This is a genomic window from Paenibacillus sp. FSL R5-0923 (genome assembly GCF_038009145.1).
Classification (GTDB): Bacteria; Bacillota; Bacilli; order Paenibacillales; family Paenibacillaceae; genus Paenibacillus_AQ.
The window spans coordinates 4,921,813-4,934,477 of record NZ_JBBPAT010000001.1 but is presented as its reverse complement, the minus strand read 5'-3'; the positions used below and the strand labels follow the sequence as shown (position 1 = coordinate 4,934,477).

Annotated in this window: 12 protein-coding genes; 7 read left to right on the top strand and 5 right to left on the bottom strand. The window is 41.5% G+C overall.

Annotated features, from left to right (window positions below; translation table 11 throughout):
• The first annotated feature begins 54 nt into the window (after positions 1-54).
• Positions 55-1,575, top strand: coding sequence for a copper amine oxidase N-terminal domain-containing protein (locus tag MKX35_RS22150; protein WP_081382863.1), 1,521 nt, complete (start codon positions 55-57; stop codon positions 1,573-1,575).
• A 102-nt stretch (positions 1,576-1,677) separates the two neighbouring features.
• On the opposite strand, the gene MKX35_RS22145 is transcribed toward MKX35_RS22150, so the two are convergent.
• Positions 1,678-3,093, bottom strand: a complete 1,416-nt coding sequence (locus tag MKX35_RS22145) for a metallophosphoesterase (RefSeq protein WP_081382862.1) — start codon at positions 3,091-3,093, stop codon at positions 1,678-1,680.
• A 208-nt stretch (positions 3,094-3,301) separates the two neighbouring features.
• Here MKX35_RS22145 and MKX35_RS22140 point away from each other — a divergent pair, with 208 nt between their 5' ends.
• Together MKX35_RS22140 and MKX35_RS22135 are read left to right on the top strand one after the other, a co-directional pair.
• On the top strand, positions 3,302-3,901 hold the full coding sequence (locus MKX35_RS22140) for a nitroreductase family protein (protein WP_042187439.1): 600 nt from the start codon (positions 3,302-3,304) through the stop codon (positions 3,899-3,901).
• A gap of 72 nt (positions 3,902-3,973) precedes the next feature.
• A complete protein-coding gene (locus MKX35_RS22135) occupies positions 3,974-4,168 on the top strand; it encodes a hypothetical protein (protein WP_076282890.1) in 195 nt (64 codons plus the stop codon).
• A gap of 76 nt (positions 4,169-4,244) precedes the next feature.
• Here the strand turns inward: MKX35_RS22135 and MKX35_RS22130 are convergent, their stop codons facing one another.
• Both MKX35_RS22130 and MKX35_RS22125 read right to left on the bottom strand, forming a co-directional pair.
• Entirely contained in the window at positions 4,245-5,414 is a 1,170-nt protein-coding gene (locus MKX35_RS22130) for a peptidylprolyl isomerase (protein ID WP_076282889.1), read from the bottom strand.
• Positions 5,415-5,599: 185 nt separating this feature from the next.
• Positions 5,600-5,935: a hypothetical protein gene (locus MKX35_RS22125; protein ID WP_042126947.1), complete on the bottom strand. Its 336-nt coding sequence runs from the start codon at positions 5,933-5,935 to the stop codon at positions 5,600-5,602.
• Between the two features lie 181 nt (positions 5,936-6,116).
• Between MKX35_RS22125 and MKX35_RS22120 the strand changes: the two genes are divergently transcribed.
• Positions 6,117-7,223, top strand: coding sequence for a lactonase family protein (locus tag MKX35_RS22120; protein WP_076299443.1), 1,107 nt, complete (start codon positions 6,117-6,119; stop codon positions 7,221-7,223).
• A gap of 124 nt (positions 7,224-7,347) precedes the next feature.
• Here MKX35_RS22120 and hfq read toward each other — a convergent pair whose 3' ends face one another.
• On the bottom strand, positions 7,348-7,569 hold the full coding sequence (gene hfq, locus MKX35_RS22115) for an RNA chaperone Hfq (RefSeq protein ID WP_042126951.1): 222 nt from the start codon (positions 7,567-7,569) through the stop codon (positions 7,348-7,350).
• A 110-nt stretch (positions 7,570-7,679) separates the two neighbouring features.
• On the opposite strand from hfq, the gene MKX35_RS22110 reads away from it, so the two are divergent.
• Positions 7,680-8,321, top strand: coding sequence for a phosphatase PAP2 family protein (locus tag MKX35_RS22110; protein ID WP_076299442.1), 642 nt, complete (start codon positions 7,680-7,682; stop codon positions 8,319-8,321).
• 95 nt (positions 8,322-8,416) lie between these two features.
• Here MKX35_RS22110 and MKX35_RS22105 read toward each other — a convergent pair whose 3' ends face one another.
• Positions 8,417-8,950 (bottom strand): hypothetical protein, encoded by a 534-nt coding sequence (locus MKX35_RS22105; protein ID WP_076282886.1) that lies wholly within the window; start codon positions 8,948-8,950, stop codon positions 8,417-8,419.
• 188 nt (positions 8,951-9,138) lie between these two features.
• Between MKX35_RS22105 and MKX35_RS22100 the strand changes: the two genes are divergently transcribed.
• Both MKX35_RS22100 and helD read left to right on the top strand, forming a co-directional pair.
• Positions 9,139-10,185 carry an FUSC family protein gene (locus MKX35_RS22100; RefSeq protein WP_076299441.1) on the top strand — a complete coding sequence of 349 codons (1,047 nt, stop codon included), beginning with the start codon at positions 9,139-9,141 and terminating at the stop codon, positions 10,183-10,185.
• A gap of 96 nt (positions 10,186-10,281) precedes the next feature.
• Positions 10,282-12,633: an RNA polymerase recycling motor HelD gene (gene helD, locus MKX35_RS22095; RefSeq protein ID WP_076299440.1), complete on the top strand. Its 2,352-nt coding sequence runs from the start codon at positions 10,282-10,284 to the stop codon at positions 12,631-12,633.
• Positions 12,634-12,665: the final 32 nt, after the last annotated feature.

The following is a 12,665-nucleotide window of genomic DNA, read 5'->3' as shown; positions in this document are numbered from 1 at the left end:
CTTTGCTGAGATAATGGATTGATTTCAAAAAATCTTACAAAAAGGAGACTTGCTATGAGGAGAATGAAAGCTAGGGCAAAATGGTTTATTCCTTTTGTCGCACTGCTGCTTGTTCTGGCCGGTTGTCAATCGGTTGGAGGTTTCGATGTTAATAAGGCATTGATCGGGGATGTCGATGTTAAATCATCAGAATCCAGCATGACGTTTTCTATGAACGCTGAACCTTCAGAAGGAATTAGCGCAGAAGATAAGGAAATGGTCGATCTCATAAATTCTTTTTCCCTGAGTATTAGCAATGCAAAGTTACAAGAGAATGGTAATGTATCTGCCAATGGAACGATCGGCTATAAACAATTGAATATTCCATTCTCATTGTTTATGGACAAAAAAACTTTAGTCTTTACGGTTGAAGGAGCAAAACAACCGTTTTACTTCCCGGTTCAAGGCTATGATGAGGTCTTTGCTGAAGTTGGATTGGATCTGACTAAAGCTGAAGATCTTAGTAAGCTGCTAACGAAGTTTGTGGTGAAGAATCTTCCTAATCCAAGCGTAATTAGCGTAACACCCGTTAGTGAGGCTGTATATGGCCAGCAGGTGAATATGACGAAGTTACATACCGAAGTGACGGGTGATGAGCTTCCGGCATTGTTAAAAGGATTCCTGAAATCGATCTCTAAAGATACAGAAGGCTTTACAGAATTGGTTGGTGGTCTATATGACTATCTGTATCCTGTGATCAAAGCTATGGACGAAAAAGCCTCCGGTGATTATGAAATTCCAGGTATTGGAGTAATTCCTCTGGGTGATAAAGAAGCTGTTGTAACTGTACTGCATGATGCAGCAAAATTGGCTGTGGATGCGTTACTGCTGGTTTATGACAATCAACTAGACAGTCTTTACAAAGCTACCCCTGAGCTTAAGACGGTTCTGAGTAAGGATACGAAGCTTGCTGTCGACATTTTTGTAGACAGTGGACTACATGTTCGTAAACAGAATGTTGATCTGAAAGTGGCGCTTCCAGGTACTGAAGATATGCCATTAAAGAGCTTCTCTCTTAAGGCTTCCAGTCAGATTTGGAACATTGGTGGAGCTGTAACGGCAGATCCAATCAGTACTGAAGGAGCACTTGATGTTTCTTCCGGTGACCTGACTCCTGGAGAGACTTTGAACAATTTTGATCCAAATTCTAACGTTTATCGTATATTGAAAGACGATCTTGGTATCACCAAGAGAACGATTGTCATCGAACCAGACGACGAATATTATTATCCGATCGTTGACAATAATACGACGTACATTCCTCTTCGGTATTTTGCAGAAGATTTAGATGCTATTGTGGAATGGGATACAGTCAATCGTGCTATTATCGTAACTGATGGTGTGTACGGTGATAAACTGGTATTCAAAATCGGTTCTTCCGAAGCAGTGATTAACGGTGAAAAAGTGAAGCTTGCAGAGCCTGTATTTGTTGACGAATATGGTGATGCCTATGTATCGCTACGTCTGCTTGCTGAAGCACTTCATGCTACTGTGTATGTAGATGAAGATGGTTGGATTACTATTACACGTAAATAGTTAGTTCGATCCTCATTGGCTAAATAACACAAACAAACCCAGCTTCTAACTTCGCAGTATTGCGGGTGGAGCTGGGTTTTTTATATGAAATAAGGCATCTTTTTATTGCTTCGTTAAAACCACCTCTAGGTCGACATTACTTAACGCTTTTTCTTCAGCCATACTTTGGACATAGCCTCCTAAGAAACCGTCCTGCTGTTCCTCCCAAAGCTTGTAGCCAGGCAACGCTTTAATATCCTTAGCAAAAGTACCCGCAGTTCCTGCGAAGTATCGTACATTCAGCTTGGACATTACCTTCGCCATGGATTCTTTTTCAGACTCCGTTAAAGGACTTTCCTTAAGACTATCCATAGCTTTGTCATAGGAGTTAGTAGCAAAGGCTTCTTCGGCATAAGCCTTGAAGTTTAAGAGATTGTGATCTGTAATCTGGTTAGCTTCAGCCCAACCTTCTACGTTCAAAGACGTTGCTTTATAATTTACGGTTCGCGAGACGGGATCGAAGGTCATGGCTCCATATTGATGCGGATTGACGGCCATCGCACTCGTAGCGATATCATAGATTGGCATTTGTTCAGAGGATGCTGTATCTTGATTCGCGTCTGCTGGATCTACTTGAATGTCCTGCATATGAATATGTCCTGAGAGAACTAGATTAAGTCCATTCTTCCGTAAGGATTTTATAGCTTCCTGGCTGTTATTAAGCTTGAAGCCTGAAACAGACATAGAAGTGTGACTTAATAAATTATGATGCATCACCGTGATCACTGAAGCGTGCTCTTTGGCTGCAAGCTTAACGGATTCATCGATCCATGAAAGCGTAGAGGAAGCAATACGTCCATCGGTCTGAGGGAAACCGTATTTTTTATTATTAAGGTATTGGCTACTGTCTATCATCAGAATCCATAAGTTGGGGGCAGCCTTGACGATATAGCTTAGTGATTCCTTATCACGTGATGCAGCTTCTTTGTAGCCGAAATCCGCATACATTTTGACGAAATCCTTATCTGTAATTGAATCCGTAAGGAGCTGTTTATCGCCACTGAAGGATCTAGCCCAAGGATTAAATAAGTCGTGATTGCCTGGAATGACATAAACAGAGGTTCCTTGTTGTTCGATTCGTTTTAAATTTTCGGTTAATTTTTGATGGCTGCTGCGTTCTCCATTATTAGTTAAATCGCCACTGAGGATGATAAACGCAGGTTTTTTCTGTTCAGCGTCATAGACCAAAGCTTCACCCATTTCATCACTGTAGGGCAGCATTTTTCCATCGCCTCCAGTGACATAAGTTTGAAAAGCCTGTCCACCATCCTGAAGATCCTTATCCAAAAAGTGAGTGTCTGTGGCGACCCAGAAAGAGACAGGTTTTAGTTCAGCTTGACCAAGTTCCACAGCGTTTAAATTAGACGATTTTGTGTCTTTACAGCCAGTTAGTACCAAGCTAAGGAAAAAGAGCACTACACAAGAGAATATGACCATTTTTTTATGTAGAATAAGAACTTTATCTGTTGAAAAATTCATTTATATAACCTTCCTTCTGCACTTTTGCTGCACTATTGTAGCTTATTTTTAGCCGAAATGTATATCGGAAAAGTGAAGGGGAGATGTTACTAATCGAGGCTAATTGTATATCCGACAAAATAAGTTGTGAATAGATGTTGTGTTTTCAGAAAAAAGGTGATAAGATGTACAAAAGTAAGTTACTTAAATAAATGGAGGTAGTTATTTTATGTCTAACAATTTTCTTGAAGCAGTTAAAGGAAGACGTTCCATCTATGCCATCAGTAAAGAATCCACTGTAGCCGATGCTCAAATTATTGAAATCGTTGAGCAAGCGGTTTTGCATAGCCCAACCTCATTCAACTCCCAAAGCTCTAGAGCGGTTGTTCTTTTAGGTGAACAGCATGATAAATTATGGGATATCACGACAGAAACTTTGCGCAAAATCGTTCCAGCAGAACAATTTGAAGGAACAGCTCAAAAATTAGCATCTTTCAAAGCAGGTTACGGTTCCGTATTATTCTTTGAAGATCAAGCGGTAGTGAAGAACCTTCAAGAAAACTTCGCATTGTATGCCGAGAACTTCCCAGTTTGGTCTAACCAATCTTCAGGCATTCTGCAATTCGTAGTATGGACTGCACTTTCTGAAGCAGGTTTAGGTGCATCCCTGCAGCACTATAACCCACTGATTGATGACGAAGTGAAAGAAGCTTGGGGCATCCCGCAAGACTGGAAACTGATTGCTCAATTGCCATTTGGTAAGACTGTAACTCCAGCAGGTGAGAAACAATTCCAACCGGTTGAAGATCGCGTTAAAGTCTTTAAATAAGCTTAAAAAGAGCGTTTAAAACCTCCTTGACCAGGCTAATTAATTATATAGTCTGGTCAAGGAGGTTTTTGTATGCCGTGGAATAAAGACGATTATCCTGATTCACTGAAAAACTTCACAGCACCTGTTCGTAATAAGGCAATTGATATTGCTAATGCACTGCTAGAAGAAGGATATGAAGAGGGAAGGGCGATCTCTATTGCTACCGCACAAGCGAAAGAGTGGGGAGAGAATCGTGATAAGCAGGTCCGTAAAAAAGGACATTAATTAAAAGTTCGGAAATAGAGGTACAAAAAAAGCAGGACAGCGTCTATTAACGCTTGTCCTGCTTTTTACTGTCGTATTATTTAGCAGATTCAGTTCCTGCTTCTGCGCTTGCAGATGGCTCAGGAGAAGCTGTTGCTTCTTTTTTGGCATCCGTAAGTGAATTTGTGATTTTTGCTTTTGCAGTTGTATCTGATAACCAAGTAGTGGAAAGAGTGGAAACCTTTTGAGACACAAGCGTCTTTTTGATTTCATCTTTCTTTTCTTCCAAGGTGTAGTTTTTAGCGTCTTTGTGGTCGGTAACTTTAATGATGTGATAACCGTAATCGGATTTCACAGCACCGCTTGTTTCTCCAACTTTAAGCTTAAAGGCTACATCGGAGAACTCAGCAACCATGTCTCCACGTTTGAAGAAGTCTAGATCTCCGCCATTAGCTTTGGAACCAGTGTCTGAAGATTTTTCTTTAGCAAGTTCAGCGAAATCTGCTCCATCTTTCAATTGCTTCAGAATTGCATCCGCTTCTTCTTTAGTCTCAACGAGAATGTGGGAAGCGCGAACTTGTTCTTCTTCATTGAAAGTAGCTTTATTTGCTTCATAGTAGTCTTTGATTTCTTGATCCGTTATAGTCACTTGCGGCTCAAGAATCTTACGCAGTTTTACTTGCAGCGGCATTTGCTTCTTCAAGTCATCAACGGTCATTGAGCTTTGTTGCAATGCAGCATTAAATGCAGCTTCTCCGCCGAATTGTGCTTTAAGGTCTTCTAATTCAGCATTGATGTCTTCATCAGTAACGGTTACGTTGGCTTTTTTAGCTTCTTGATCAACGAGTTCAGTAGTAATCATAGCTTGCAGTGTACTTTCTCCGCCTGCTTCGATCAATTTATCATAAAGTTGTTCTTTAGTAATGTTAGTTCCGTTAACGCTAGCAACAGCTGTGCTGCTGTCGTCCTTTTGGAATGGAGGCTTAATCAATACAATGATGAGTGCCGCAGCCAGAACCACAGAGGCAATCATCCAGCCCTTGTTACCTTTAGGAGAAACTGGTGGAGCAGGTGGCGTCGTATTATTGTTGCTGCCGACTTTGTTCATTACTGGAACACTTTCTTCTTTTGTTGTATTCACAGGTTCTTCAGCAGCTACGACCTCCACTTCATTTACTTCATTGGTATTCTCGGTAGTGTTCAATTCTTCTTCCGGAGTACCGTTGTTTTCTAAGTTCTCATTTCCATTCAGATCTTTTTTGTCCATTATTAGTAATGACTCCCTTCAATATAGGTGTTGCTTGTCTATTTACAACTTTAACAGAAATCCAGATCCTAAACCTTAAGAAAGTATAAAAAAAGATAGGATCTTTTTAAGTTTCTATTAATAAAAAGCAAAAAGCCGGAAATGGCATCGGTAACATGCCCTTCCGGCTTATGGGAATAAGATGTTTACTTCAGTCCTTTCAATAGATGACGAATACTTTCTTGTTTCCGTCTTGGGACCCGTACGTTTTTAGCGAATAGGCCCTTTTCTCCGAAATAAATGCAGTCGTCTTCGATAGAACTGATCTTGTTTAGATTGACATAACAGCCACCGTACACATGATAGTAAGTAGAATTGGATAACAATCGTTTTAATTGCTCGGCAGTCATTCTCTTTTTTATGTTGTAGTTTCTGCCGTGAAAAATGACCAAATCATGGTCCCCGACCTTAAAGAACAGAATGTCTGTTTCCACCTCGAAGTCCTCGTATACATTTCTGGCTTCCAGCAGGATGCTACTCATTCATGTTCCCCCTTTATACTTAATAAAAGACTAATGTTAGCGCTTTCATTATAGCACAATCCCTAATCATTGAAAAGCCTTATTTTTGAACTATTTGTCACACTTTTTACTTTATAGTTTGTCTTTAACGTTTAAAAATTGTAAATTATATAATAGCAATACTTTGGAGGAGGATGTAGAGATGGAAAAGCAGACTAAGTTATTGCTGTTTACGGGTTCCTATGCAAGTGCCACGGAAAGCGGTGTGCAGGTATTTGAATTCGATGGCGAAGCAGGAGGTACGTTAAAATTAATCGACTCGGTTCAGGGTCTAACTAACCCCACCTTTGTTAATGTAGATGCTTCAGCCCTGCGTTTATATGCCATAGGAGAAAAGCCAAATGGTGAAGGTGGAAAAGAGGGAGAAGTCGTTACCTTTGCTATCGATGCTAAGCGTGGGAAATTGAGCGAATTGAACCGTATTGCCTCAATGCCTGCTTCAGGTAATGGTCAAACGACCACATGCCATATTTCAAGAGATCTAAGCGATGAATACATTGTTGTATGTAGTTATCATGGTGGCAGTGTAGGCTTGATCACATTAGATGAAGAAAAAGTTGCTAATCAACTGGCGGATGTCGCGATTCATTCCGGTCATGGTCACCATCCTGAACGACAGGATCGCCCGCATCCCCATTCGGCTATTTTCAGTCCGGACGGACAGTTTCTGTTTGTTTCTGATCTTGGGCTTGATATTATTCGGTCCTATAGAATCAATAGAGACTTGAACAAACTAGAAGTTCACGGAGATACTGTGCTTCATCCAGGGGCGGGACCTCGTCATTTTACTTTTCATCCAGATGGAAAGTCTGCTTATGTTATAAACGAGGTGGATTCCACGATAACATCGTTTACATATGACAGTGCTACAGGGACTCTTCACACGGTAGATACAATTTCAACTTTGCCTGAGGATTTTAAGGAAGAGAATACTTGCGCTGAAATTGCCACTTCAGTAGATGGAAGATATCTTTACGCTTCTAATCGTGGAGCGGATAACATCGCAGTGTTTGCAGTGGATAACGCTACTGCCAAGCTTACACTAATTGAATATGTATCTACTCGTGGAGGGCATCCACGACACTTCTCATTAACTCCGGATGGGGCTTATCTTATTGTTGCAAATCGTGACGCTAATAACCTGGTTGTGTTCTCTATTGTAGAGACCAGTGGTCGTCTCGTCTTTACTGGAAATACTGCCGAGGTATCCAAGCCGGTGTGTGTGAAGCCTGTGATTTTCCCAGTATAAAAGAAACTCGTTTTGAAGAGTGAATAAGACAATTTAAGAAAATAATAAAGGGAACACCGGAGATGTAGTCCGGTGTTCCCTTTATTATTGAAAATAGGATGAAGAAGTTTAATGAATGTGTGAACTATTTGAGTGAGACGGGCTTAAGAGGTACAATAGTGGATACTGCAGATTTGAAGAGCACATTCTGTCTGCCATCACCTTGACCCTGTAAAGTGATTGTGAATGCATCATACGAGGTTACGACGCCTTGCATTTTTACACCATTTGTTGTAAAAATCGTCACGGGCACCTTTGTGGAAATAAACTGATTCAACAAACGTTCCTGCAATTTTAGACTCTCCACTTTGGCAGCACTCCATCTTTTTGTATATTTATTTCTCTATAATTATAGCACGGGTTATAGCTTCTCAGGAAATGTGATCGACAGGCACAAAATTAGACACGGAGGTATTTATGCTTTATTATCAGAACTGGTCTAGAGGTTTTCGTTATTTTATAGGGTTTGCTGCTTGTTTCGTCGTTATTGCGATCCTAGTTCATATGAACAAGGTATCATCATTTGATAATTATATGATTCATTTTGTTCAATCCGCTGAATCACCTGGACTGACCACATTCGCCAAAGGACTATCTCTGATTGGTTCCTCCAAGGTAGCGATTGGCATATCGATCGGCACGATGGCACTGCTGTATTTTCTGCTGAAACATCGGCTTGAGCTAATTCTGTTCCTATGGGTTGGACTAGGCTCACAGCTATTGAATACACTTATGAAGTTATGGTTTCAAAGGGAGCGTCCAAATTTCAATCGTATTGTCCAAGAGCTCGGTTATAGTTTCCCAAGTGGACATTCCATGGCAGCCTTCTCCCTGTATGGGGTAATTGCCTATTTACTGTGGCGTCATTTGCCGCGAAGAAGTGAAAGAATCCTGTTAATAATATTTGCGGTATTCATGACTGTGGGCATTGGCTGGAGTCGTATTTACCTGGGAGTTCATTATCCTAGCGACGTAATTGGTGGTTATGCTGCAAGTGGCGCGTGGCTGATGTTATCCATCAGTCTATTTGAAGCCTATAAAAAACGGATATCCTCATAAGAAATGAAGATATCCGTTTTTGTGGGGATATTTTAAAATATAAGAATATATATGTTTCACGCTATACATTATCCTTATATTTCTCGCATAAACGCTTACCGTCCTAAATAGGACACCGAAGGCGTTTTTGCTTGAGGGTTCATCACATGATGTTCCGAAGATTTATGATCTTGGAAATGACCCATTTTACTTATTTTTTTCTTCAGCATAGAAGGAAGTCCAGCCTTTAGCTTTTGAGCTTCGTCTTTTGTTAGACGTCCCTCGCTGATGGCTTGATCCAGCCGCTTACTTGCGGATTCGCTGAGCTTTTGAATATATTGATCTTCTGTCCAGCCTTTCTTTTCAAGGGCAAGCTCGGGAAGGGTTTTGCCTGTTTTAAGGCTATTGATTAGCTCCGTACGATCCATCTCAAGCAGCTTGGCTGTTTCGAAAATAATAAAATGTCCGCCGGCTCTGAATTTCCCGTCTTTCCCTGGTGGGGGTCTATGACCTTTTTCCGAAGGCCCAGAATCAGGTGCAGTGGAAGTTACATTCTCAGCTGACACGCTCCGAGTAGGAGCAAGTGCTGGAGACAGACTGAGGAAAAGAACAGCTGTGATGGTCACTAATTTTTTGATGTTGTTATTCATTCACTCACCTCGTATGTTATATGTGATAGGTACTTACTTGAATTAGTATTCCCTGAAAGCTGAAAGAATCATAAGTGAGAGCTTAAATGATCATAAAATTCATCAACTCTAGGCTTGGGTAATTAGAGGAATGAGGGATTCGTAGATGTCCATATTGCAGAGTGGGCCAATTTTTAGGGGGGATATTTTTGGCTTTTGGAGCTCGCATATTTAAAACAGGAATGGCAGTCACGCTTGCCTTGTATTTAGCCGAACTGCTACATTTTCCATCTTCTGTGGGCGCTGCGATTGCAGCAATTTTCGCGATGCAGCCGTCTATTTATCGCTCTTGGCGTTATTTTCTTGATCAGCTGACAACGACTACAATGGGCGCGGTACTCGCTCTTCTGGGAGGAATGCTGTTATCCAATAGTCCAATTGCGGTTGGGTTGGTCTGCATTCTTGTCATTATGATCAGTATGAAAATTAACCGAGCGGATACTATTAGCCTGACACTCGTCACCGTTATAACAGTGATGGAGGCTTCTGGTGAATGGCAGTTTGCGCTGAATCGTTTCTTATTAACATTGACAGGGATTGTTTCTGCATTTCTAATCAATATTATAGTAGTTCCTCCGAAACCACGGAAACAGTACATCAAGCAAATCGAGAACGTCTTTGCCAGTCTTTCCTTGCTGCTAAGAACGGCCGTATCTCATGAGATGAAGGAAAGTGTGTTTCGTGATGAAAAACTTGCACTGGAGTCATCTATTAAATCTTTAGCGGATAAGTACGCTTTGTTTGAGGAAGAGCAGAAACAGCTAAAGAGGGCGAAGTACAGTCAGACTAGACAAATGGTTGTCTATAAGAACCTGTTATCTTCTTTGCAAAAAGGCTTCGATGTTCTTGAGGCTGTGGATCGGCATTATTTTCAAGCGGATCGAAGTGAAGAGACAGATGCATTGTTTGACAGTCATTTGGAGCAGTTAATCAAATATCATCAACTGATCTTGCTGAAATTTGAAGATAAACTAAAACCAAACACTAATGAATCGGAACCCTTGGGAGACGAGAATGATGGATTTTTGAATTCAACGATCATGGGGTATAATGCGGAGAAAATAGGTCAACTACGATTGTATGTTGTAGCCGCAGCTATTTACGATTACGGATATCAATTAGAACGGCTTGATAAAGTGGCAGATCAGATGAACCGTATAGCGACTGAGGAAAAAGAAACGGATCGCGAAGCTTAAACATAACCTTGTGATGTGCAACATATAAGCTTAAGGATTCATCTATTAAGAGTATCCTCACTTGAAATATCAACCTTCCAAAGGGGATGAAATGTAGTGGAGAATCATGAAACTGAATGGAAAGAGGAACAGCAGCGGGTTGACGGAGTGACTAAGCTTTTGTCTGCCCATATCCGGCGATTATCTGAGGAGCTCGGACTCCATCGCAGTGATGTAGTGGATATGCGGAAAGACTTCTGGGAAGAGGTAACGGTAAACTTCAGTAGTCCAGATGATTTAGGGGAAACTTCAACAAGTCTGCGCCAACAATCCCAAATCTTGAATGAACGTGAACGCCATCATTTACAGTCGAGCAAGGCTCTAAAAAAATATAAAAAGCTACTCGTCTCTCCTTACTTTGGGCGTATTGACTTTACAGAAGCACCAAATGGAGAAACGGAAAAGATTTATCTGGGGATTGGATCCTTGATGGAGGATGATGGCACCTTCTTGATCTATGACTGGCGGGCGCCTATATCGAGCTTATATTATGACGGAGCTCCTGGCCCAACAGCTTATGAGACACCTGGTGGACTTGTTTCCGGTACAATGAATCTTAAACGTCAGTTTGTGATTTCTGATGGTGTTATTGAAGTTATGTTTGATACTGGGGTAACGATCGGCGACGAGCTTTTGCAGCAAGTGCTTAGCCATAGTGCCGATGATCGAATGAAGAGTATTGTAGCTACCATCCAGAAAGAGCAAAATGCGATTATCCGCAACGACAAAAGCCGAATGCTGGTCGTTCAGGGTGCCGCAGGAAGCGGGAAAACCTCTGCAGCATTGCAGCGCGTAGCTTATCTTTTGTATAAATACCGTGAAGTTCTGCAAGCAGACCAGATGTTGTTGTTCTCGCCGAACCCGCTGTTTAATAGCTATGTTTCAACTGTGCTCCCAGAGCTAGGTGAAGAAAATATGCAACAAACCACTTTTCAGATGTATCTTGAGCATCGTTTAGGACATGAATTCCAGCTGGAAGATGTCTTTAGTCAGACGGAAAACCTATTGAATGCCCCTGATGGCCCTGAAGTGGGTATACGCAGAGAAGGCATCGCTTATAAATCATCCGTACCTTTTCTCGATGTGATTCGTCGGTATGCTACGATGCTGGAACATGAGGGCATGCTGTTCAAGCCTTTAATGTTTCAAGGTAGAGCGGTAGTCAGTAAAGAAGAAATGGAACGTCATTTCTATGCCTATGATCCCGCCATTAAGCTTGCGAACCGTGTAGACTTAATGACACGCTGGTTACTGAAGAAGATCGCTGATTTTAGCCATGAGGAAAGAAATGCTTCATGGGTTGAAGATCAAATTGAGCTATTGGACTCCAGTGATTACCATCGTGCATATCAGATGTTGCGACGTAAGAAGAAAGCCACGCAGGATAGTTTTGATGATTTTGATACTGAAAAAGAAGTGTTATCCCGGTATGTAGTCAGCCAACGCTTAAAACCACTGCGCGGATGGACTAAACGAGGTCGTTTTGTGGATGTTAAGGGGTTGTACAGTACGCTGTTTACGGATCGGGAGCTTATGGAACGCCTAAATGGTGTTAATTCTCTGCCGGAAATCTGGGATGAGATCTGTGAACAAACACTAAAATCTATCGCAGTGAACGAGCTTGCCTACGAAGATGCTACACCATTCCTTTATTTGAAGGAGTTAAGCCAAGGCTTCCGTACCAATACGCTGATTCGTCATGTGATTGTGGATGAAGTACAAGACTACTCACCTTTCCAATTAGAGTTCATGCGCCGTTTATTTCCAAGGGCAAAAATGACCGTATTGGGTGATTTGAATCAGGCGATCTATGCACAAGGTGAGGTGCTCGGTGATTTGTCTAGTTTGGTAAGCATTTATGGGGAAGAGAATACAGAAGTGATCTCGTTAACCCGAAGCTATCGCTCCACTTTTGAAATTGTAGAATTTACGCGTTCAATGATTCCTGGAGGGGAAAGAATTGTGCCGTTTAATCGACGAGGAGAAGAACCTCAGCTAAGTGTGGTGTCTAGCGAGGATGAGCTTCTGAATGCAGTTGAAATGGATATCCGGAATTTGCAATCCAAGGGGTATCATTATGTGGCTGTCATCTGTAAAACAGCAGAAGAAAGCGCAAGAGTTCATGATGAACTACATAGTAGGCTACCAGTAAGGCTCGTTACGAAAGAAACGCCGAATTTCCAGAAGGGAACATTGGTGTTACCAGCTTACTTAGCTAAAGGTGTGGAGTTTGATGCTGTCATCATTTACGATGGTTCAGCTGAACGATACGGCAGAGAAAGTGAGCGTAAACTGTTTTATACAGCTTGCACTCGAGCGATGCACTTACTGCATATTTTTAGCCTAGGAGAACCAAACCGGTTTCTTCCATCTGTAAAAGCGAAGACCATGATTACAAATTCGCTGTAAAGCCCCATCTTCTGATCATAAGATCGTCCTTT